Here is a 24967-nt window from a genome sequence, read left to right on the forward strand (position 1 = left end):
ACCAGGCCGGAGGCGGCGAAGGTGTGGCCGACGTTGGGCTTGGTCGAGGTGAGGGCGCAGAACCCGCGCTCGTCGGTGTGCCGGGCGAAGGCCGCGTGCAGGGCGCCGACCTCGACGGGGTCGCCCAGCTTCGTGCCGGTGCCGTGGGTGACGACGTAGCCGAGGTCCGCCGGGTCGATGCCGCCGCGCGCGTACACGGACTCCAGGAGCTCGCGCTGGGCGTCGCCCGAGGGCGCGGTGATGCCGTTCGTCCGGCCGTCGTGGTTGAGGCCGCTGGCCGCGATCACGCTGTGCACGGGGTCGCCCGCTGTCTCCGCGTCCGCCAGCGGGCGCAGCACCAGGGCCGTGACCGCCTCGCCGGGGACCATGCCGTCGGCGTGCTGGTCGAACGTGGCGCACCTGCCGGTGACCGACAGCATGCCCGCGTCGCTCATGGCTGCGAGGGCCTGCGGGGTCAGGACGAAGTTCGCCGCCGCGACGACGGCGATGTCGCACTCTCCCTGGAGCAGGCTCGCGCGTGCCTGGTGCAGGGCCACCAGGCCCGACGAGCAGGAGGTGTTGACCGCGAGGACGGGCCCCTTCAGGTCGAGGAAGTACGACAGGCGCGCGGCGAGCACGCCGTCGTGGTTCGAGGTGAGGTTGCCGCCCGCCCCGTCGAGGAGCTGGTAGTCGCCCTGCTCCACGCCGACGAACACGCCGACCTTGAGGCCCTCCAGCTCCTGCGCGCCGAGGGCGGCGTCCTCCAGGGCCTTCCAGCACTCCTGGAGGAGGTGGCGCTGGCGCGGGTCGAGGGCGCGCGCCTCCTTGGGGGCGATCTCGAAGAAGGCGGCGTCGAATTCGTCCGCCCAGTCGATGCCGCCCAGCCACCGGTAGGGCCGCGGCGCGCCCTCGTCCCCGTCCCGCGCCGCGCCGAAGCGGGCGGGCGGCAGCTCGCGGACGAGGTCCTTGCCGTCGGCGAGCGCGGCCCAGAAGGCGTCCACGTCGCGGCAGCCCGGGAAGATGCCGCTCATGCCGATGACGGCGATGGCGTCCGTGCCGGGACCGGAGCCGGAGCGGCCGGCTTCGGGGGCGGCGGGCCGCGGGCGGGACGGAGCCGCGACGGGCTCGGCGGTCGCGGGCAGTCGGACGCCCGGCTCGTCCACCAGGTGGTCGGTCAGGCGCCGCACGGACGGGTGGTCGTACAGGTCGGTCGGCTGGAGCGGCGCGCTGAGGCGTTCGGCGAGCCGGTGGGCGAGCTGGGTGAGGCGGAGGGAGTCCAGGCCCAGGTCGTGGAAGCCGCTGTCGTCGTCGAGCTCGTCCACGGGGGACTTCAGGACGTGCGCGACGACCTCGCGGACCGTGTCGGCCAGGGCGGCGCGCCGCCGGTCGTGCGCCACGGCCGACTCGCGTGTGGGGGCCGGGTCCTGAGCGGCGACCGGGTCCGGTGCGACGGCTGCGGCGGCCACGGGTTCCGGGCGGCGCGGCGCGGGCGTGACGGCCCGCTCGGCCAGGGCCCTGGCCTGCTCGGCGGGCGCGTGCAGGACCAGCGGTGCGGCCGTGCCGGGCCGCTCCACGAGGAGCCGTTCGAGGACGGCGAGCGCGGTGCCGGCGGTCAGGGGCCGCTGGCCGCTGGCGCCCAGGTACGTGTCCACGGGGTGTTGCTCGACCGAGCGCTGGGCGGGGGCGCACGGGCCGCCGTCCTCCCACAGCGGCCAGGCGACGGCGAGCAGCCGTCGCTCGCCGCGCTCGGCGAGGGCGCGCGCGTACGCCGACTGGAAGCGGTTGGCGACCGCGTAGTCGCAGCTGCCGAAGTCCCCGAGGGTGGCGGAGCTGGACGAGAAGAGGCAGACGAACTCCGCGGAGCGCCCGGCCCGGGTGCGGGCGAGGGCCCGTTCGAGGGCGAGGGTGCCGTCCACCTTGGCGGCGAGGACGCGCCGTGCCGCGTCGCGGGTCGAGTCCGTCACGGCGTGCCGCTGCGCCGTGCCCGCGGCGTGCACGACGCCGTCGATGGCGCGCAGCGCGGGCGGCAGCGTGCTGAGTGCCTCGACGAGGGCGTCCTCGTCGGTGACGTCGGCGCGGCGGCAGACGACCGCCCCTCCGTGCTCACCGAGCTCCGCGGCCCAGGTCTCATCGGCGGGGCTCAGGGGCGAGCGGCCGAGCAGGACGAGGTTCGCGCGGTAGCCGCGGGCCAGGTGCTCCGCGACGCGGCGGCCCAGGCCGCCGAAAGCGCCGGTGATCAGGTACGTGCCGCCCTCGCGCAGGGCGCCCGCGACGGGTGCGGCGGTGTCGGGCAGGCTCCGCACCGCGCACACGTGCCGCTGTCCGCCCCGGTACAGGGCGGCGGTCCTCGGCTCCTGGTGCTGCTCGGTCAGGAGCAACTCCGCCCAGCGGCCCGCGGGCGCGGCGCCCTCGTGCAGCACGACGCGCAGCGCGGTGCCGGGCAGCGGCCCGGACAGGGAACGCTCGTAACCGATCAGGGCGTCAAGGGCGGCCTGCTCCACGGCGTCGTCGAAGTGGCCGGCGACGAGGGCGTCGGGGACGGGGCGGCGGGTGGCGGCGAGGGCCCGTACGAGCACGCCGACGTCGGCCAGTTCGCGCAGCGGCGGCCCGCCGTCCGCACGCTCGGTGGGCCACAGGTAGTGCAGGGCGTCGACGGAACCGTGGGCCTCGGCGACGGCGTTGAGCACCCGCGCCAGCGCGTGCTCGTCGGCGGAGTCGACGCGGTACACCGGCAGTTCGGCCGCGGGCGGTTCCGGGGTGCCAGTCGCCGGGACCGGCTCCGGGCTGCTGGTCCTGGCGAGGAAGACCAGGCGGGTGCCGGGCGCGTGCCGGAGCGCCGCGGCCCGGTAGGCGTCCTGGGCCGCGGGGTCGGACAGGAAGACCGCGACCACGCGCCGGGCGGCGGCGTCCGCGACCGGTGCGGCGGCGCGCGCCACCCAGTGCTCCTCGAACAGGTGCGGGGCGGTGGCGTCCCGCGCCGGGCGCGGCTGCTCCGCGCGCAGCCAGAAGTGCCGCTCGTCGAACGGGTAGGCGGGCAGGCTCAGGCGCCGTGGGCGCGGCCCGTCCGCGTACAGCCGCCGCCAGTCGACGGGCTCGCCCGCCTCCCACAGCCGGGCCGCCTTGTCGAGCCTGCGCTCGGCGAGCCACTGGTCGAGGAGGGCGCGCCGGTCGTCGTCGTCCAGGACGTCGAGGGCGCCGGGCGCCGGAGCGGAAACCTGCCCCCGCTCCGCGAAGTCCGTCAGGGCCGCGACGAGTTCGGCCACCGTCCCGGCCAGGAACGCCGCCCGGCAGGGCATGGCGGTGCGGCCGACCTGGAAGGTGAAGGCGACGTCGGCGAGGTGCGCGTCCCGCTCGTCGGTGAGGTGCCGGGCCAGGGCACGGGCGTACCGCCGCAGGGCGTCGGGGGTCCGCGCCGACAGGGGTACGAGGTGGGGGCCGGGCAGGTCCGCTCCGGGGCCCTCGCGCGGCGGGGCCTCTTCGAGGACGGCGTGGACGTTCGTGCCGCCGATGCCGAAGGAGCTGACGGCGGCGCGCAGCGGCTCGTCCGACGGCGGCAGCGGGGTGAGCCGGTCCACCACGTGGAACGGGGAGTTCGCGAAGTCGATCTGCGGGTTGGGCGCCTCGTGGTTGATGGTCGGCGGCACCGTGCGGTGGCTCAGGACGAGGGCGGACTTGACGAGGCCCGCGAGGCCCGCCGCCGCGTCGAGGTGGCCCAGGTTGGCCTTCACCGAGCCGATGCCGCAGAAGCCGGTGGCCCGTGTGTGCCTCCGGAACGCCTCGGACACGGCGTTCACCTCGACGGGGTCACCGATGACGGTACCGGTGCCGTGCGCCTCCAGGTAGCGGACGGACTCGGCGCGCACCCCCGCGCGGTCGAGGACGGAGGCGATGAGCTCGCTCTGGCCGGTGAGGCTGGGCGCGTAGTAACCCGCCTTGCGGGCGCCGTCGTTGTTCATGCCGACGCCGCGCACCAGCGCGTGGATGTGGTCGCCGTCGCGCACGGCCGCACGGGCGTCCTTCAGGAGGACGACGACGGTCCCCTCGCCGCCGACCATGCCGCGGGCGTCCGCCGCGAACGGCTTGCAGTGCCCGTCGGGCGACAGCGTCATGCCTTCCTCGTAGAGGTAGCCGACGGTCTCCTCGCCGTACATCGCGCAGCCGCCGACCAGGGCGTGCGTGGTCTGGCCCGACTGGATGCCCTGGCAGGCGAGGGCGAGACCGGCGAGCGACGATGAGCAGTTGCTGTGCACGAACAGGCTCGGTCCGCGCAGGCCGAGCCGGTGCGACACGGTCGTCGGCACGGTGCCGGGCTGGGCCTGGAGGAAGCCGACGAGGGCCTCCGAGTCGCGGCGTGTGCCGGGGCCCGTGACGGGCGCCTGGTAGAGGGAGTTGGCGGTGGACATGTACACCGCCGCGTCGGCGATGTCATCGGGCAGGTACGCGGCGTCCTCGACGGCCTTCCAGGCGTGCTGGAGCAGCTGGCGCGCCTGCGGGTCCATCAGTTCGGCGTCGCGCGCCGACACCTGGAAGAAGGCGTGGTCGAAGTGGCCCTTGCCCCGCATGCTCGCGCGGACCGGCACGTGCGCCGGGTCCTGGATCAGGCCCTCGTCGACGCCGAGGCGGCGCAGCTCGTCCGCCGTGCACAGCTCCACGCTCTCCGTGCCCGCGACGAGGTTGCGCCAGAACGCGCGGTGGTCGTCGGCGCCGGGAAGGCCGACGGAGACGCCGATGACGGCGACGGCGCCTTCGAGGTGAGCGGGCAGCTCCGGGGCGGGCAGCTCCGGGGCGGGCAGCTCCGGGGCGGCCGGGGCCGCGTGCTCGGCCCGGGGCACGTGGCCGGTGTGGGGCACGTGGCCGGTGTGGGGCACGTGGCCGGTGTGGGCCTCGGCGTCCGGCCGGCGCTCCGCGCCGAGGTCCTTGCGCAGCCGGGCGGCCGTGCCGGCCGCGTCGACGCAGCCGAAGACGTCCGCCGACGTGAAGGGCACGCCGAAGCGCTCGGCGACGCGGTCGGCGAGCACCACCGCGAGGACGGAGTTGCCGCCCGCGTCCAGGAAGGCGTCGGTGGGGCGGAGTCCGGCGACGCCGAGCACGTCCCGCCACACGGCGAGGACGTCGCTCTCCAGCACAGCGCCGTCAGCAGGCTGCCGAGCCGTGCCCGGCTCCGCCGCGGGCTCGTCCGGCAGCGTGATCGGCCGGCGCGCCAGGGCGAGCCGGTCCACCTTGCCGTTCGGGGTCTGCGGCAGTCCTTCGACCGGCAGGACGAAGGCGGGCACCGTGTACGCGGGCAGGGTGCGGCGCAGGTGCTCGGTCAGCTCGCGCGCGGTGGCGTCCGTTCCGGTCCAGTAGGCGACGAGCTGAGTGGCGCCGGTCGCCGGCTCGTCCCTGGTGACGACGGCGCACTCGCGTACGGCGGGGTGCCGGGTCAGGGCGTGCTCGACTTCGCCCGGTTCGACGCGGAAGCCGCGCACCTTCACCTGGGAGTCGATGCGCCCCAGGCACTCGATCGCGCCGTCCGCGAGGCGCCGTGCCAGATCGCCGGTGCGATACAGCCTGCCGCCCGGTGCGAAGGGGTCGGCGGGGAACCGTTCGGCGGTGAGCTCGGGCTTGTTGAGGTAGCCGAGCGCCAGCCCGTCGCCCGCGATGCACAGCTCGCCGGGCACGCCGACGGGGGCCGTGGCGCCGCTCTTGTCGAGGATGTGGATCCGGGTGTTGTCGATGGGGTGCCCGATGGTGACGCGGCGGCCCGCCTCGACGCGGGCGACCGTGGACCACACGGTGGTCTCTGTGGGCCCGAACAGGTTCCACACCTCGCCGCCGAGTCCGGTGAGGCGCTCGGCGAGGGACGCGGACAGCGCCTCGCCGCCGCACAGCACACGCAGGCCTTCGGCGTTGGTCCAGCCCGCGTGCAGCAGCATCGTCCACGTCGCGGGGGTCGCCTGCATCACGGTGGGCCGCACGCGCGCGATCAGCGCGGCGAGCCGATCGCCGGAGCGCGCGGTCGCGGGGTCGCTGAGGTGGCACTCGGCGCCGGTGACCAGCGGCAGAAAGAGCTCCAGGGCGGCGATGTCGAAGCTGTGCGTCGTCACCGCGAGGACCCGGTCGGCCGCGCCGAGGCCGGGCTGCTTCGCCATCGCGCACAGGAAGTTGGTGAGCGCGCGGTGGGGCACCACGACGCCCTTGGGCAGGCCCGTGCTGCCGGAGGTGTAGATGACGTACGCGGGGTCCTCGGCGCCGGGAGCCGCGCCCTCGCCCGGCTCTTCGGCCGCCGGGTCGGCGCCGGGGTCGTCGAGCACGAGCAGCCGTTGGCCGGGCCGGTCGAGGTCCGTGGACCGTGCGCGCAGCGCGGTGTGGGTGAGCAGCACGGCGGGCGCGGCGTCGTCGAGGATGTGGACGATCCGCTCGCGTGGGTAGTCCGGGTCGAGGGGGATGTAGGCGCCCCCGGCGCGCAGCGTGGCGAGCAGGGCGACGACGAGGTCGACGGAGCGCTCCAGGTGCACGGCCACGAGGCGGCCCGGCCCCACGCCGTTCGCGCGCAGCCGTGCGGCGAGCGCCCGGGTGCGCTCGTCGAGGCGCGCGTACGTCACGGACTCGGTGCCCGCGACGAGCGCGACCGCGTCCGGGGTGCGGGCCGCCTGCTCGGCGAACAGCTCGTGGACGCACCGTTCGGGCTGCGTGACGGCGGTGTCGTTCCACTCCACCGCGAGTGTGTGGAGCTCCTGCGGCGAGGCCGCCGAGCAGTCGTCGAGCGACCGGCGCGGGTCCTTGGCCGGGGCCGACTCCAGGAGGTGGGCGTACTGCCGCAGCAGCCGGTCCACGGTCGCGGCGTCGAACAGGGCAGGGTCGTACTTCGCCTTGACGGTGTACGCGTCCTCGGCGGCGTGCGGCTCGATGACCTCCACGACGAGCTCGTACTCGCCTTCCTGGTGGATGCCCTCGACGTAGCGGACGCCGGGGGTGTTCGCCGTGACGTCCTCGTGCCAGTCCTGGTACATGAAGGCGTGGCGGAACACCGGCGCGGAGCCGTCGGCCGTGCCCAGGCCGAGCTCGCGGACCAGCGGCCCGAACGGGTAGGCGTGCGCCAGGGCGTCGAGCAGAGTCCCCTGGACGTCCGCGCACAGTTCGGCGAACGTGCGGCCGCCGGACGTCCTGGTCCTGACCGGCACCATGGTCACGAAGTGGCCGACCGTGCCGTCGGAGCGGCCGCCGGGCCGGGTGCTGACCGGCATGCCGACGACGAGGTCGTCCTGCTGCGTGTACTGCCGCAGCAGGACCTGGTGCGCGGCGAGGAACACCGCGGACGGGTAGACGCCCCGCTCGCGGGAGAACCGCGCGACGCGGTCGCCGAGGTCCGCGGGCAGCCGCAGGACCTCGGTGGCGCCGTGCCGTCCCCGTTCCGGGGCGGAGCGCGGCCGGTCCGTGGGGAAGGCGGGGACGGGCGGCAGCGCGGCCAGTTGGCCGCGCCAGAACGCGAGCCGGGCCGCGCCCTCGTCCCCGGCCAGCAGGGCGGCCTCGGCGGCGACGAACTCGGCGTACGACGCGGACTCGACGGCCGGCGACGGCGCGACACCCTCGGCGGCGCTCCGGTAGGCGGCCAGCAGGTCCTTGACGAGGGTGACGGCGGAGGCGCCGTCCAGGACGAGGTGGTGGGCGTTCAGGAGCACCCAGGAGGTGTCTGTGCCGGGGGCGCCGTGGAAGACGCTCAGCCGGCACAGCGGGCCGTTCTCCAGGTCGAACGGTTCCCGGGCGTGGGCGCGCAGCCGGGCGCGCACCTCGCCGGGGTCCGTCGCGGTCAGTTCGTGCTCGGTGAGCGCAGCCCGCGCGGTCTCGGGCCGGGCGAACACGAGGCGGTCGCCGTCCCGTCGTACGACGGCCGCGAGCAGCGGGTGGCGGACGCGGACGCCGTCGAAGGCGGTGCGCAGGGCGCGGAGGTCGAGGCCGGTCACCTCGAAGCAGAGCGGCACGTTGTACACGCTCGCGTCGGGTGCGGACCTCTGGAGGCTCCACAGGCCCCGCTGCCCTTCGGACAGCGGGTGCGGCACGAACGCGTCGGCCTCGACCGGGATCCGCGCCACCGGCGGGAGGAGGCCGCCGAGGTGCGCGGCCAGGGCGTCCACGGTCCGGTGCTCGAAGAGCGCGGCCGATGCGAAGTCCGCGTGGAGCTCGTCGCGCACCCGCCTGGCCAGGCGCACCAGGCCCATCGACGAGACGCCGAGCGCGGCGAACTCGCGGCCGGTGGCCACCTCGTGGGGCGCCGCGTCCAGCTCGTCGGCCAGCGCGGCGCGCAGCCAGGCGCGGAGGTCGGCGGTGCCGCTCGCGGGGCGCGGCTCGGGGCGCGGTTCAGGGTGTGCCTCGTCCGAGGTGGCGGACGCGGGTTCGGCGGCCCGGGGCAGCGCGTCGGCAGCGGGCTCGTCCCCGTGCCCGGCGGGCTCGTACCAGTGGGCGCGTCGCGCGAACGGGTACGTCGGCAGGCTGACGCGGCGCGGCGGGCGCCCGGTGTACAGCTCGCCCCACGGGACACTCGCTCCGGTCAGCCAGGCACGGGCCGCCGCGTGCGGGTCACTGGCCACGCCACCCGCCGCGGGCCACATACCCGTGCCGGTGCTGTTGCTGTTGCTGTTGCTGGTGCTGGTGCTCCTGCTGGTGCTGGTGCTGGTGCTGGTGCTGGTGCTGGTGAGGTCGGCGTACCGGCCAGGGCCCGCGACGCCGTGCTCACTGAACTCCGCCAGCAAGGCGTCGAGTTCGGCGGTGGAGCGGACGAGGAGCGCAAGGCGTACGGGCAGTTCGTCGCGGCCGGTCTGCAGGGTGTACGCGATGTCGCGCAGCGGCAGCGGGCGCCGCTCGCGCTCCACGTCGCCCAGGTGTGCGGCCAGCCGCCCGGCGGCCGTGCGCAGCTGCTCGGGGGTGTGCGCCGACAGCGGGACCAGGCAGGCCTCGTCGGCCGCCACCTCGTCGGTCCGTGCCTGGTCGTCGGGCATGTTCTCGTATCCCTCGATGATCAGGTGTGCGTTCGAGCCGCCCGCGCCGAAGCAGGAGATGCCCGCGCGCCGCGGCAGGGGGCGCCCGTCGGCGTCGACCGGGTTCCAGGGGGCGAGTTCGCGCTGGACGTGGAACGGCGACTGCTTGAAGACGATGCCGGTGTTGAGGTCCTCGGCGTTGATCGAGGGCGCGAGCGTGCCGTGGCGCAGCTGCATCAGGACCTTCGTGAGGCCCGCGATGCCGGAGGCGCTCTCGCAGTGGCCGAGGTTGGACTTGAGCGAGCCGACCGCGCAGTACTGCCCCGGGCGGTCGCCGGCGAACGCGCGGCTGAGCGCGGAGATCTCCAGGGAGTCGCCGAGGGGCGTCGCCGTACCGTGGGCCTCCACATAGCTGACCGTGTCCGGCGTGACCCCGGCGCGGGCCAGAGCGAGGGTGACGACGTCGCGTTGCGCGTCCAGGCTCGGCATGCTGTACCGGCTGGTGCGGCCCCCGGAGTTGACGGCGCTTCCCTTGATCACGCCGTAGACGTGGTCGCCCGCGGCCACCGCGTCGCGCAGCGGCCGCAGCACCACGGCGCCGACGCCTTCCGCCACGAGGAACCCGTCCGCGTGCTCGGAGAAGGGGCGGCATCGCTCGCCCGACGACAGCAGGCCGTGCTCCCGGAGCACTTCGAAGTGGTCCGTGTTCAGGACCAGGTTGACGCCGCCCGCCACCGCACAGGCGCTGTCGCCGGACAGCAGGCTCTGCACGGCCAGATGCAGGGCTGTCAGCGACCCGGAGCAGGCCGTGTCGACCGCCACGCTCGGCCCTTGGAAGTCGAAGAGGTACGAGGTGCGGTTGGCAATGGAGGAGTAGGCCGTGCGTCCGTTGTACGTGGCGTTCATGACGCCCACGAACACGCCGACGCGGCCGTGTCCCGCGAGGGCCGCGGGCGTGTAGCCCGCGTCCTGCACGGCGCCGTGCGCGGTCTCGATGAACAGCCGTTCCTGCGGGTCCATGGCCGCGGCCTGACGCTCGTCGATGCCGAAGTACGCGGCGTCGAAGGAGGCCACTTCGTCGAGGAAGCCGCCCCAGGGGCGCTCCCCGTCCTGCCAGTCGCACCACCAGCGGTCGGCCGGGTAGGGCGCGGTCGCGCTCTTGCCCCGGGTCAGGTTCTCCCACAGGCGCGCGGGGCTTTCGGCGCCCGGGTAGCGTCCCGCGAGGCCCACGACGGCGATGTCGGCGGACTGCCGCTCGGGCCCGCGCCGGACCTCGGGAGCCGACCGGGCCTCCCGGACCTCTGTGATCACCGGTGCTGGGTGGGTGTCTGCCCGCGGCGGGGCCTCCGGGGCACCCGCACCCAGGACCTCGGCCAGGCGTGCCGCGTGCGTCTGTGTGAAGTAGGCGGCCACGTCGCGGACCGTCGAGTGATCGAAGAACAGCGTGCTGCTGAGATCCTCGAAGTCCCGTCCGAGCGTGTTGTTCAGCTGGACCACGAGGATGGAGTCGAGGCCGAGGCCGAACAGGTCGGCGTCCGCGTCGAACCGCTCGGGGTCGAGCTTCAGGGTCTCGGCGACGAGGCCGGTGACGTACGCGACGGCCCGGTCGGTGAGGGAGGCGTCGGAGCCCCGGCTTCCGAGGCCGAAGAGCGTCCTCAACTCCGGGCGCCGCCGCTCCAGGAAGTGCTCGACGAGCTCGTCCAGCGTGCGCAGTTCGAAGAACAGGGTGCTGCTGACATCTGCGAAGTCGCGGGCCACGGTGCTGTTCATGCCCGATACGAGGATGGAGTCGAGGCCGTAGTCGTGCAGGTCCTTGGCCGGGTCGAGGTCCTCGTCCGCCAAGTGCAGGGCCTCGCGCAGCAACTGCTCGAAGTAGTCGGCGGTCCGTGCGCGCAACTCTGTTTCGTCGTCCGCGAGGGGCACGGCCACGGCGGGCTCGTGCTGCGTGCCGGAGGATGCGGCGGGGCGGGGCGCGGTCTGGGCTTGGACCCAGGGTGCCCGGGGGGCGTCCGTCGTGCGGAACCGTCCGTCGCTCTCGGCCACGAGCAGCATCTGTCCCAGGGCGTGGGCCTCGGTGTCCGGCTGGGCGCCGGTGCGGAACCCTTCGTCCTCCAGGACCTCGCGCCAGCTCTCGGCGGAGAGCACCGGGCTGCCGGGGATGCGCAGGGCCGCGTCCCGGTACCGCCACCAGCCGTCCGTGAGGCCGAACGTGACGTGCGCGAGGAGCGTGTTGCGGCTCATCTCGTTGAGGAGGAGCAGGCCGCCCTCCCGCAAGGTCGCCTTGACGTTGCGCAGCGTGCGGGAGATGTCGGCGGTGGCGTGCAGGACGTTCGTGGCCACGACGACGTCGAAGCCGCCGAGGTCGACGCCCTGCGGCCCGGGCGCGTGCTCGGCGTTGAAGATGCCGGTGGTCACGTGCGGGTAGCGGGGCTTCAGGCGCTCCTCGGCGCGGAACAGGAACGCCTTGGACAGATCGGTGTAGTGATATTCGACGATGCGGTCGCCGAACGGTTCGAGGGCCTGAAGAACCTTGACGCTGGTCGCGCCGGTCCCGGCGCCGACCTCCAGGACGCGCAGCCGCCGCTCCGGCTCGGCCGCGCCCCAGGCGCGTACGGCGTCGGCGACGAGCACGCCGAGCCGGTCGTTGAAGTAGTCGACGACCGGGTCGCCGCGGTAGACGCCCTCGACGCGGGACAGCGAGGAGCCCGGGAAGAGGATCTCGGTGCCCTGGCGCGCGCCGGTGAGGACGTCCGGCAGGGCTTCGAGGCAGGACTCGACCAGGTCGGTCTGCGCGCGCTGGTTGTCGCCCGCCTGCCGGCCGTCGCGGTCGGCCCGCCACTGGCGCCACAGCTCCGCACTGTCCAGGTCATGTGCGGCGAGACCGGGTCCGGCCTCGGCGAACAGCCGGTGGCTCTCCGCCAGCCAGCGCGCGTACCGGGGCAGGACGCGGTGCCCGGACCTGTCCGGGCGTTCGGCACCGAGGTCGCGGAGCGTCGCGTACAGCAGGTGCAGGGTGAGTTCGCGCATGCGCGGGTGCGGCAGGAAGCGGCGCAGCCGTTCCACCTCGCCGTGCGGCGCGCGGTGGGCGGCCACGACGGCGTCGCGCACGGAGGGCAGCGCGGGACGGTGGTGCCCCTGCCGCTCGTCCAGGGCGAGGCCGCGCAGCGCCTCGTCGCCGAAGGTACGCATCAGCGCGATCTGTCCGTGTTCGCCCGCGAGGAAGGACTCCAGGGCGGTGAACGCCTCGTCGGGGTCGAGCGAGTCGACTCCGGCGGCGGCCATCCGCTCGCGGTAGAAGGCGTCACTGACGACGCCGGCGACGCCCCAGTAGCCCCAGTTGACCGTCTTGGCCACGGTGGTGCCGCGCTGGTTCAGGGCGTGCGCGAGGGCGTCCTTGAAGGTGCAGCCCGCGGCGTAGTTGGCCTGCCCGGGGGCCCTGACGAAGCTCTCCACCGAGGAGAAGAACAGCAGGAAGTCCAGCGGCTCGGCCCCGAACACGTCGGCGACGCGGACACCGACGTCGGCCTTCGCGGTCAGGGCGGCGCGGAAGCGGTCCTCGTCCATGTGCGCGAGGGTCTTGTCGGCGAGGACGATCGCGGAGTGCACGACGCCGTCGACGCGCGGGTGGTCCCGCTTGACGCGCGCGTGGGCGGCCCGCAGGCTCTCGTGGTCGCGGGCGTCGGCCTGGACATAGGAGGGGGCGGCCGCGCCCGCGGCGCGGGCCCGCTCGGCGAGGTCGGCGAGGCTCCGCCCGACCGCGTCGGTCAGGGGGCGCCGCCCGATCCACACGATCGTCGCGCGGTACCGGTCGACCATGTACCGGCTCCACAGTTCGCCGATGCCGCCCGCGCCGCCGATGACGACGTAGACGCCGCCGTGCCGGTAGGGGCCCGCGGCCGGTTCCGGGGCGGTGGTGGGCAGCATCTCCTGGGAGAACCAGCGGCCGCCGCGCAGGGCCACGGTGGTGCCGGGGCGCACGCCGGTGAGGTGCCGCTCCTCGCCCAGGCGGTCGCCGGCGCGGTCGCCGGAGTCCGGGTGCGGCAGGTCGACGAGGTCGACCGTCCAGCGCGGGTGCTCCCGGGCGAGGCTGCCCGCCAGGCCGTGGACGCTCGCGTGGGTGGCCGCGACCGGGTCGAGGTCGCGGACGAGTTGGGTGCCGAACGTGTAGAGGGACCAGGCGAGGTCGCGTGTACCGTGGCCGAGGGCCAGCAGGGCCTTGACGATCCGGAAGACCTCGACGGCGCCGCGCTCCTGGCCCTGGACCATGCCGTCGGGGTGCTCGGCGGGTGCGACCCAGACGATCCGGGCGATCCGGCCGCCGGTCGCGGCACAGGCGGAGCGGATCAGTGCGGCGATGTCGTCGACGGACGCGCCGTCGGGCAGGTCGACGCGCTGGTGGTCGGGGTGAAGCGCGGCCAATTCGGCGCGCAGCCCGCGGTCGGCGTCGAAGACGAGCACCGCCCCTCGCGGACTGTCGGCCGGGGCGGGGGTCTCGGCGGGGTGCCGGGGCTCCCACACGGGAAGGAGCGTGCGCAGCTCGGAGGCGCGGGCGGGCTCCCGGCGGCCGGGGGCGGTCAGGGCGCGGTAGGCGAGGCCGCGCAGCGTGGCGCAGACCCGGCCGGCCGGGTCGACGAGGTCGATGTCGAGGACGCGCTCCGCGCCCGTGACATGCCGCGCCGCCGGGCGCACCCAGGCGTACATCGTCTCGTCGAACGGCGCGTGCGCGTCGAGCCGGTCGAGGGCGAAGGGCACCCGCGTGGTCCCGTCCGCGACCGGCACGGCTGTGGCGGAGTCGAAGGCGGGGTCCAGGCCGAGCGAGGCGTGCACGGCGGCGTCGAGGATGCTCGGGTGGAGGGCGTACGCGTCCGCGGTGGCGCGCAGGTGCGCGGGCAGCCGCAGTTCGGCGAGCACCTCGCGGCGCCCGTCGCGCTCGCCCCGGTGCAGCACGTGCACGAGGCGGAAGCCGGGGCCGTAGGCGACGCCCGCACGGGCGATGTGCGCGTACACGTCCTCGCCCGCGAGGGGCGTGAGGCGCAGCCGGTCGCGCAGGTCGCCGAGGTCGACGCGGGGCGGCGGCGCGGCCGCCTCGGTGATGACGCGGCCCTGGACGCACACCTGGTCGCCGTCCGTCAGGAGGGCGAAGCTCAGCGGTCCGGTGGGGGACGTGCCGTCGCGGGTGAGCGTGAACTCCACCTGCCTGCCGCCGTCGTCCACGACGACGGGGCGCGCCCATGTCACGCTCCTCACGACGACGCGCTGCCCGGCCGCCTCGGGCAGGGCCCGTCGCACGGCCGTGCAGGCCATCTCCAGGCTCGCGACGGCGGGCAGCAACTTCTTGCCGTCGACGACGTGGTCGCGCAGCACGAACTCGTCGCCGGTGAAGGCGGAGCGGTAGCGCTGCCCGTCGAGCCGCGACACGTTCTCGTGCAGCAGCGGGTGCGCGAGCGGTGTGCCGGGGGTCTCGTCCGGGCGGGGCGCGGCGGCCCGGGCGTGCGACGCGCGGGCCGGGTACGGGTGGGCCACCGGCGCGAAGGCGTACCCGGGCAGGCTCACCCGGCGGGCGGGACGCTGCCCGGTGAGCGGGCTCCAGTCGGCGTCGGCGCCGCGCGCCCAGGCCTTGGCCGCCTTCTTCAGCTTGCCGTCGGCGAGCGCGCGGGCCAGCCGCGCGGTGTGCTTGCGCGCGGCGCCCTCGGTGGGGCCCGCGGCGGGTCCGGTGAAGCGGCGCGCGGTGTCGTCGCCGTCCGGGTCGCGCACGAACGCGTCGAGTTCGGCGGCCAACCGCTCGAGGTCGCGCACCACGAACGCCACGCGGCGGGCCATGGCGACCCGGCCGGTGCGCAGCGTGTGCGCGACGTCGTCGAGGCGCAGCTCGGCGACGTGCGGGCCTGTCAGGTGCCGGTGCAGTGCGGCAGCCGCGCGCACGAGGTCGTCACGCGTGCGGGCGGACAGCGGCACCAGCTGCGGCGCGCCCGCGCCGTCGGCGCGCGCCGGGGCGTCGGCGGTGGGGACGTACTCCTCGAAGACGGCGTGGGCGTTGGTTCCGCCGAGGCCGATGGAGCTCTGCGCGGCGCGGCGCGGCCCAGTGCCGGCGGGCCAGTCGCGCAGCCGGTCGACGACGTGGAAGGGCGATATTTCCAGGCGCAGTTGGGGGTTGGGCTCGCGGTAGTGGAGCGTCGGCGGGAGCTGTCCGTGGTAGAGGCTCAGAAGCACCTTGACGCAGCCGGCGAGCCCGGCCGCGGTATCGAGGTGGCCGAGGTTCGTCTTCACCGAGCCGATGCCGCAGTAGCCGGTGTCGTCCGTGAACGCGCGGTACGCCTCGGTGAGGGCGGCGACCTCCACGGGGTCGCCGAGCTTCGTGCCGGTGCCGTGGGCCTCGACGTAGCCGATGGTGCGCGGGTCGACGCCGGTGCGGTCGAGGACCTGCCGGATCAGGCGCGACTGGCCATTGACGCTGGGGCTGTAGAAGCCGGTGGCGTCGCCGCCGTCATTGTTGACGGCGATGCCGCGCAGCAGTCCGTAGATGTGGTCGCCGTCGGCGACGGCGTCGGCCGCGCGGCGGACGAGCAGGGCCACGACGCCTTCGCCGCCCGCCATGCCGTCGGCGTCCGCGTCGAACGCCTTGACGCGGCCGTCGCCGGACAGGTTGAGGCCCGTCTTGTGGACGTAGCCGAGCCCGTCGACGCTGTTCGCCGAGGCCGCCGCCACCAGGGCGAAGTCCGTCTCGCCGGTCTGCACGGCGCGGGCAGCGAGGGCGAGCGCGCTCAGCGAGGACGAGCAGTTGGAGTGCACGGACATGCTCGGGCCGCCGAAGCCGAGCTGGTAGGACACCATGGAGGCGACGGTGCCGCTCTGGCTCATCACCCACGACAGGTACTGCCGGGGGTCCTCGATGACCGCGGCGGGTGTCTCGCCGGTGTCGTCCGGGGCGCCGTAGTGGTGGTTGCCGGTGGAGACGTACACCCCGGTGTTCGGGATCTCCCGGTGGTCGCGGCCCGCGTCCTCGACGGCCTTCCAGGCGTGCAGCAGGACCTGGCGGAACTGCGGGTCCATCAGCTCGACGTGCTGGGGCGACAGGCGGAAGAACGTGCCGTCGAACTCCTCCTTGCCATCGAGCGCCGAGCGCAGCGGCACGAAGTCCGGGTCGCGCAGGACGTGTTCGGGCACGCCGGCCGCGCGCAGCTCCGCCTCGCTCCAACGGCCGGCTGATGCGTGGCCTCGCTTGAGGTTCTCCCAGTACTCCCAGTGGTCGCGGGCGTCGGGGAAGCGGCAGGAGATGCCGACGACGGCGACGGCGTCCTCGGGCAGCAAGGCACGCTGCGGCTCCGGCTCCCGCACGGGAGCGGAGGTGACGGACGGCGGCTCCTCGTGCTCCGCGTGGTCCGGCGCCTGCTCCCGCACGTACGCGGCGACATCGGCGGGGGTGGCGTACTTGAACAGGTCGGCGGCAGCGAACGGCACCCCGAGCCGGCGGCTGATGAGGTCCGCGAGGACCACCGCCGACAGCGAGTTGCCGCCGGACTCGAAGAAGGAGACGGTCGGGGTGAGCTCCTGGACCTTCAGGACCTCCTGCCAGCAGGCGAGGACGTCGCGCTCGATGTCACGGGAAGGCCGCCCGGGCCGCTCGGTGCGCGCGGCCGGGGCGGGCGCGGCGGACACCTCACGCCGCATCAGGGCGGTGCGGTCGACCTTGCCGCTGTCCGTCAGCGGGACGGCGTCGAGCGGCACGTAGAAGTCCGGGACCATGTACGCGGGCAGCAGCGCGCGCAGATGCTCCTTGAAGGCGTCGGTGCGGGCGCCCGCACCGCGCGGCACGTAGTAGGCCACGAGCTGCTTGGCACCGTCCTCGCCGCGCGCGACGACGACGCACTCGGCGACGCCCTGGTGGCGGCCCAGGTGGTACTCGATGTCGCCCAGTTCGATGCGGTAGCCGCGGATCTTCACCTGGAAGTCCTTCCGGCCCAGGTAGTCGATCTCGCCGTCCTCGGTCCAACGGGCCAGGTCCCCGGTGCGGTAGAGCTTGCCGCCGGGCACCAGGTCATGGTCGACGAACTTCTCAGCGGTGAGGTCGGGCCGGCCCACGTAGCCCTTGGCGAGGCCCTTCCCCGCGATGCACAGCTCGCCGGTCTCCCCGTGGGGCACCGGGCGCAGCCGCTCGTCGAGGATGTGGACCCGGGTGTGGGCGACGGGCTTGCCGATGGTGGTCGGCCGGTCGTGGCGGACGAGGCCGCCGGTGGAGTACACGGTGGTCTCCGTCGGCCCGTACAGGTTCCAGGCCTCGGTTCCGGTGGCGCGGAAGAACTCCTTGAGCGTGCGGGGCAGCGCCTCGCCTCCGCAGAGGACCCGGACGCCCTCGGGGTTGCGCCAGCCCGAGTGGAACAGCATGCTCCACGTCGCCGGGGTCGCCTGCATGACCGTGGGCCGTACCCTGGCCATACGCTCCTTGAGCCGCTCGACGTCCTTCACGTCCTCGCCGTCGCAGACGTAGACGCGGGCCCCGCACACCAGCGGCAGGAGCAGTTCGACCTGGGCCATGTCGAAGCTGACGGTGGTGACGGCGAAGAGGGTGTCGGCCGCGGTCATACCCGGCTCGCGGCGCAGTGAGCCGAGCAGGTTGGTGAAGCCCCGGTGCGGGATCATCACGCCCTTGGGGCGTCCTGTACTGCCCGACGTGTAGATGACGTACGCCAGGTCGTCGGCGGTCACGGGGACGGCGACCGCTCCGGTGCCGAGGGCGGCCGCGAGCGCGTCCCGCTCCTCGTCGAGCACGAACAGCTCGGGCGCGGCGGTGTCGCCGCCGTCCGCCAGGCCCCGTGCGCGGGCCTCGTGCCGGGCCTGGGTCACGATCAGCGGGGCGGCGCTGTCCGTCACGATGTCCGTGAGCCGGGCAGCGGGCAGCCCCGGGTCGAGGGGGACGTACGCGGCGCCCGCCTTGAGGATGCCGAGCAGGGTCACCACGAGGTCGGGCGAGCGGTCGAGGAGCACCGCCACCAGGTCGCCGCGCCGCACGCCCCGCGCCACCAGGCAGGAGGCCAGCGCGGCGCTGCGGGCGCCGAGCGCCTCGTAGGTCAGGACCTCCTCCTGACCGGCCACGGCGACCGCGTCCGGGGTGCGGCGCGCGGTCTCGTCGACGAGATCCTGCACGCACCGCTCGCCGCTCCGCCGCCGCAGCGCGGCCACGGTCGTGCGCGGCTCTTCGCACGCCGCCTCCAGGACGTCCAGGAAACGGGACGCCAGTTCCTCGACGAAGGCGTGGCCGTACAGCTCCGGCTGGTACTTCCAGTACAGCGCGTAGCCCCCGCCGCCGGGCCACACCTCGACGGAGAGTTCGTACTCCCCTTCCTGGTGCAGCTCCTCGACGAGCCGGTAGGGCCGGTCGGCCTCGGCGATGCCGTCGAGGACGTCCTGGAAGACGAACGCCGTCTGGAACACCGGGGAGCGTCCGGCCGGGGTGCCGTGCGCGAGCTCCCGCACGAGGGCCGGGAAGGGGTGACCGTGCAGCAGGTCGTCGGAGACGTTCCGCTGCGCGCGGGTCACCAGCTGCTCGAAGGGCTCGTCGGGCGGAAGCGCGACGCGGACCGGCACCATGTTGATCATCAGGCCGACGGCCCGGGCGAGGGCGTCGTCGCGCTCGTTCACGGGCATGCCGACGACGAGTTCACGGGCGTCTGAGTACGTCGCCAGGGTCGCCGCGTAGGCGGTGAGCATGGCCGTGGACACGAAGGTGCGCCGTGCGGCGGCGAACTCGGCGACGCGCGCGGCCAGTTGGGCGGGCACCTCGGTCACGAGGGTCTTTCCGGCGAAGCGGTCGGCGAGGGCCGTGTGCGGGCGGTCGGCGGGCAGGTCGAGGACGGGCAGGGGCGCGGCGAGCCGCTCACGCCAGTAGGGCAGGCGCTCGGCGGCGCGCTCGGCCAGGGTGCGGCGCTCCTCGCGGACGAAGTCGTGGAAGCCCGCGGCGTCCTCCGGGTCGCGGCTCGCGGCCGGGGCACCGTTCAGCCGCGCCTCGTACTCCTCGAACAGGGTGCTCAGTACGAGGTTCGCCGACGTGCCGTCGAAAATGATGTGATGGACGACGATCAGGACGATGTGTTCGCCCGCCGGGCGGTCGAACACGCGGACACGGAACAGCCGGTCGCCGTCCTGCCCCGCCGCCCCGCCGAGGGAGAAAACCCGCTTGCTCGCACGCTCGACGGCGGCCAGGGCCTCGCCCTCGTCGCGCGTGTCCGTCAGGTCGACCGTCGCGAAGTCGAGGGCGCGGGCGGGGTCGAAGGACTGCGTCGGCTCCCCCGCGTCCTGGCGGATCACCGTGCTCAGCTCGGGGTGGCGCACGAGCAGCGCCCGGCAGGCGTCCTGGAACACCGCCGGGTCCAGGCCGCTGACGCGGAAGCACAGCGGCACGTTGTACGCGGCCATGTCCGGGTACGCCCGCTGGAGCGCCCACAGTCCGCGCTGGCCCTCGGAGAGGGGATGGGCGGACTTCCCGGCGGGCCGGGGCTCCCCGGCCCGGTCGCGCAGGTCGCGCAGGAGGTCGCCGACCTCACGGGCGTCTACCTTGCCCGCCTTGTAGTCAGCGATGAGGGCGCTGAGCTCGTGCTTCACTTCTCGTGACTCTCTTCGTCGAGGAGCGCGATGGCGTCGTCGAGGTGCAGGGCGCCGGTGCGCAGGCACTCAAGGACGTCCAGGACGTCGGGCGCGGTGGGCCGTTCGTCCGCCCCGGGGGCCGGCCGGCCCCAGTCGGGGGTCTCTGGGCGGGCGGCGACGAGGCGTGCCAGGCCGGCGGGCCACTTCGCCGCCAGGTGCCCGGCGAGTTCGGCGACGGTGCCGTACTCGAACAGGGCGCTGGGCACGAAGCCCGGCGCGACCGTGGCCGCCAGTTCCTTGCTGAGGCCGACGGCGCCGAGCGACGTCAGGCCGAGGTCGATCAGCCCGTCGTGCGGGCCGATGTCCCGTTCGGGGCGTCCCACGCGGGCGGCGACGAGCCGGCGCAGGTAGCCGCGGGCCTTCTCCTGTGCGGGGAGGTCGGCCCGGTGGGCGGAGGCGGGCGGCGCCGCGCCGTCCGGGACGAAGTGCCAGTGGACGCCACCGGTCGCGGGGGCAGGGGCCGTCGCGGTGGAGGCGGTCGTCGGAACCGGTGCGGTTGCGGTGCGTTCGAGCGTCGCGACCCAGTGGCGCCGCTTGGCGAACGGATACGTGGGCAGGTGCACGCGCCGCGGGGCCACCGTGCCGTGCGGGGCGGGCCAGGCGACCGCGTAGCCGTCGAGCCACAGCTCGGCGACCTTGCCCCACTTGCCCCGTGCCGCCCACCGGCCGACGAGTTCGGCGCGCACGTCGTCCTCGTCGAGGAGCCGTGCCTCCGCGGCCGCATCCGCCACGCGGCCGCGCCACACCCGGACGCCGGTGCCGTCGGCGCCGGTGCCGCGGGCTACGGCCTCCAGGCCCTCGCGGACCTCGTCCAGGTCGTGCGCGAGGATCACCGCCCGCTCGGCCAGGGCCACGCGCCCGGTCTGCAGGGTGCGGGCCAGGGCCGCGGGGGCGAGCGCGGCCCCCTCCTTGGTGTCCAGGAAGCGCAGCAGCCTGTCCGCGTAGGCGCGCAGCCGGTCGCCGTCGGTCGCCGACAGCGGTACGAGCACGGGGCCCGCCGCGTCGCCCCGCAGGGCGTGGTCGAGCACCGGGGGTGCTTCCTCGACGACGACGTGGGAGTTGGTGCCCGTGGCGCCGAACGCGCTCACTCCGGCGCGGCGCGGCGTGCCGGGGCCGGCCGCGTCCACCGTCCACTCCGCGAGCTCCGTCTGGAGCCGGAACGGCGAGTCGGCGAGGTCGAGATACGGGTTTGTCCCGGCGCCGCCGACGAGCGGCGTCAGGGTGCGGTGGTGGAGCTGGAGGACCGCCTTGGTGAGCCCGCTGATCCCGGCGGCCGCCTCGGCGTGGCCGATGGCGGACTTGACCGAGCCGAGCGCGCAGTAGCCCTTGGCGCCGGTGTGCTTCTCGAACGCCCTGCGCAGCCCCTGCACTTCGATGAGGTCGCCGATCTCGGTGCCCGTGCCGTGGGCTTCGAGGTAGCCGATCGTCCCGGGGTCGACCCCGGCGCGCTCCAAGCAGGTCTCGATGAGTTCCGCCTGCGCGGCGACGGACGGCACCCGGATGCCGGGGGTGCGCCCGGAGTGGTTGACCGCGGTGCCCTTGATGACGGCGTACACGGCGTCGCCGTCGGCGAGCGCGCGGTCCAGCGGCTTCAGGAGCACCGCGCCGACGCCCTCCGCCGCCACGTAGCCGTCGCCGCCGGCGCCGAAGGAGCGAGCGGGCGTCTCGCCCGCCAGCAGGTCGAGGCTGCCGTACGTGCGGTACTTGGCGGGGTGCAGGGAGAGGTTCACACCGCCCGCGAGGGCCGCGTCGCACTCGCCGCGCCGCAGGCTCTCCACGGCCAGGTGCACGGCGCTCAGCGACGAGGCGCACACGGCGTCGACCGCGAGGGAGGGTCCGTGGAAGTCGCAGACGTGCGAGACGCGGTTGGCGATGGCCGCGGCGTTCAGCGCCAGGGGCGCGGCCGGGGCGCCGTCCGCCGCTTCGTGCTGCACCAGGACGTAGTCCTTGTGCATGACGCCGACGAAGACGCCGACGGCCCCGCGCCGGCCGCCGTCCGCGGACCCGCCCCCGGACCCGGCCCCGGAGAGGCCCGCGGGCGTGTAACCGGCGTCCTCGACGGCCTCCCAGCATACTTCGAGGAACAGTCGCTCCTGCGGGTCGAGTTGGGCCGCTTCGGCGTCGGGTATCCCGAAGAACTCCGCGTCGAAGCAGTCGGGGTCGTCGAGGAAGCCGCCCAGACGGGACATCGGCCGCCCCGACGGAGTGCGCTCACCGGCGAAGGTGTCGCCGGGCCAGCGGTCCTCGGGTACTTCGCCGACGCAGTCGCGCCCGGACTTGAGGTTCTCCCAGAACTCGGCGAGGCCGCTCGCCTTCGGGTACCGGCCGCTGATGCCGACGATCGCGATGTCCTGACCCGCGGCGCCGGTGGTGGCCGGGGCCGCGGCGGGGTGCGGCGTCTCGGCGTACTCGGGCACGTCGGCGGCCCCGACCGGGGCGACGGCCGCGACGGGCGCCTCGACCGGCTCGTGGTGGCGTGCCAAGTGCCCGGCGAGTGCGGACACAGAGGCGTGCTCGAACAGCAGCGTCGGCGCGAGCTTCGTGCCGAGCCGCTCCCCCAGCTCCGCCGCGATCCGCAGCAGCGTCGCGGAATCCAGGCCCAGCGCGTAGTAGCTCGCGCCCCCGTCGATCCGGTCCTCGGGCACGCCGAGCCGGCCGGCGACGACCGACCGTACGAGCGTCTGCATCGCGTCGTCCGCCGGCGCGGCCGCGGGAACGTTCCTGTCGGCCGGGGCGGCCACGGCCGCGGGCACCGGCTCAGACGTCGTGCTCCGCGCGGGATCGATGTGCCCGGCGTCGCGCACCGCCTTGGTGGTGAGCCCCGTCAGCTCGCCCAGCTTGCGGCCGTGCTCGTCGAAGAACTCCATCCCGAAGGTGAGCAGTTCGTCCCCGTGCGTGATCCCGGCGCGCCGCACGCGCGTGTGGCAGGCGCGGCCCAGCGGCGCCGCGGCCCGGAACGAGGCGTAGTGCAGGGGCAGGAAGAGCCGCGGCTCGCCGCCCAGGACGACGGCGCTCGCCGCCACCGCGCTGCCGTCGATGAGCGCCGGGTGGAACCGGTGCGCCGGTGCGGCGGACCCGTCGACCGCCACGCTCACCCAGATGGCGTCGGACGTGGTGTGCACGGAGCCGACGGCCTTCATCACACCCGAGTGGACCAGTTCCTGCGAGCGGAAGCTCCGGTAGACCTCGGTGAGGTCACGCGCGTCCTCGCCGGGGGCGCGCAGCGCGTCGAGGACATCGGCGGGCACCGTCTCGTCGAAGGCGGTGGTGCCGTCCGTCAGGTGGACGTCGGCGGTCACGTACGGCTCCGGGGCTCCGGCGTCGCCGCGTACGGCGTCGGTGACGGTGATCCGCCAGGCGTCCGCGGCCGTGGCGCGCGCCACGACGCGGAGGTCCACGGCGCCGCCCTCGTCCACGGCGAGCGGCCGGTAGATCGACAGGTCGCGCAGCGCGAGCCCGGCGGTGGACGCGTCCGGTGCCAGGTCGGCGCAGCAGCCGTACAGGAGGTCGATCCAGGCGAGGCCGGGCAGCAGCCTGCGCCCGTAGACGCGGTGCCCGTCCACGACGGCGTCGCGGGCGTCGACGCGCCGCGTCCACACCTGTTCCCCGGCGGTGACAGCGGGATCGCCGTCGCAGGCGGGATCGCCGGTGGCGACGACGGGTGCGCCGGTGCGGACGTCGCGGCGGTCGAGGTCCGGGAGCGGCACGGGGCCGCGCGGCTCGTGACCGGGGCGCCGCGCCGGGGCGCGGCCCAGGACGACGTGCCCGTTCGTGCCACCGTCGGCGAAGCTGCTCACCGCCGCGTACGCGAGGTCCACGGGCTCGGCGTGGCGGGGCAGGCGAAGGGCGGCGGGGTCGATCGTGAAGTGCTCCATGGGCTGCTCGCCCGAGAGGAACGGCACCGACCGCTGGTGGTGCAGCGTCAGCGCCACCTTGATGAACGCGGCGATGCCCTCGGCACACAGCGGGTGCCCGATGTTGGGCTTCATCGACCCGACGTGCAGCGGCGCGGTCCGGTCCGTTCCGTACACCTCCTGGACGGCCTTCAGCTCCAGGAGGTCGGTCAGCTCGGATCCGGAGCCGTTGACGTCGAGGTGGCCCACTTGCCGCGGGGCGCAGCCGGCCTGGCGCAGCGCCTCCCGCATCACCTGCTTCTGGGCGGTGAGGTTGGGCGTGGCGGGTCCGGCCGTGCGGCCGTCGTTGTTGACGGCGAGGCCCTCCACGACGGCGTACACGGTGTCACCGTCACGCTCGGCTGCGGCCAGCGGCTTGAGCAGCACGACGCCCGCGCCCTCGCCGAGGACGACGCCGCCCGCGCGGCGGTCGAAGATATGGAGTTCCCCGTCCTCGCGCAGCAGTCCGCGACGCCGGAACAGCTCGTGCGCCTCGGCGTCGGCGAGCAGGCTGACGCCCGCGACCAGGGCCAAGTCGACGGAGCCCGCGGCCAGCGCGTCGGTGGCGACCTTCATGGCTGTCAGCGCGGACGAGCAGGCGGTGTCCATGACCATGGCGGGTCCGCGCCAGTCGAAGAACTGGGAGACGTTGGCGGCCAGGTAGTTCTGGCCCACCGTCATGATGGGGTTGCGGGCATTCTCGACCAGCGTGCCGTCGGGGCGCTGCCCGCTGCGGGCGCCCACGTACACGCCGGTGCGCGAGCCCTCCAGGTCGCCAGCCCGGTAGCCGGCGTGGTGCACGGCCTTGAGGCTCTCCTCCAACAGGACGAGGGCCTGCGGGTCCATGGCGCGGACGTCCTCGGCGTGGAGCATGAAGTGCCCGGCGTCGAAGCCGTACACGTCGTCGACGAGTCCGGCGCGAAAGCCGGTCGGCCGCCCCCAGCGCTCGGCGGGCACCTCGCGCACGGCGCGGCGGCCCCGGGACAGCAGCTCCCAGTAGGCGTCGAGGCCGGGCGCGCCGGGAAGCCGGCAGGCCATGCCGACCACGGCGACCCTGTGGCCGCCCGCGCGGTACGCCTCCTCGGCCGCGCCGCGCGACTCGGTACGGACCGACGCAGCGGCCGGGGGCGAGGGCACGGCGATGGACGGCGACGGCTCGGGCCGGGCCGGAGCCCCGCCCGGCTCCTGGTCCCGCACCGGCTCGGTACCGAAGCGCGCGGCGACCTCCGCCGGGTGGGTGTCGAGGAGCCAGGTCACCAGTTCGCTCAGGGTCGGGTACTCCAGGAGGACCGACGGGTCGAGCGGCACGTCGAGGCGCCGGCGGATCCGCTGGAGGACCTGCGCGAGCAGGATGGAGTCGGCGCCGTAGTCGGCGTAGGAGGTGTACCCGTCCAACTGGCCTACCTTGAGGCCGAGTTCACTGCTGAAGGTATCGCTGAGGAAGGCGGTGAGCCGGTCCCTGACGAGGGAAGCGGACCCGGCGGGGTCCTGCCGGGTCTCGAC

Annotated in this window: 2 protein-coding genes (both only partly in view); both read right to left on the reverse strand. The window is 74.8% G+C overall.

Annotated elements, in window-relative coordinates; translation table 11 throughout:
- A protein-coding gene (locus ACFCZF_RS30120) for an amino acid adenylation domain-containing protein (RefSeq protein WP_376674306.1) crosses the window boundary here: on the reverse strand, positions 1-19529 show its 5' portion. It extends 2623 nt beyond the left edge of the window; only the first 19529 of its 22152 coding nucleotides appear in the window; it begins with the start codon at positions 19527-19529; its stop codon lies beyond the left edge, outside the window.
- Positions 19526-24967, reverse strand: part of the annotated coding region (locus ACFCZF_RS30125; protein ID WP_376674307.1) for an SDR family NAD(P)-dependent oxidoreductase (this coding region is incomplete at its 5' end). The annotated region continues 6000 nt past the right edge of the window; 5442 of its 11442 annotated nt are in view. The genes ACFCZF_RS30125 and ACFCZF_RS30120, both read right to left, overlap by 4 nt.

Source organism: Streptomyces sp. NPDC056296, assembly GCF_042268605.1.
Taxonomy (GTDB): domain Bacteria; phylum Actinomycetota; class Actinomycetes; order Streptomycetales; family Streptomycetaceae; genus Streptomyces.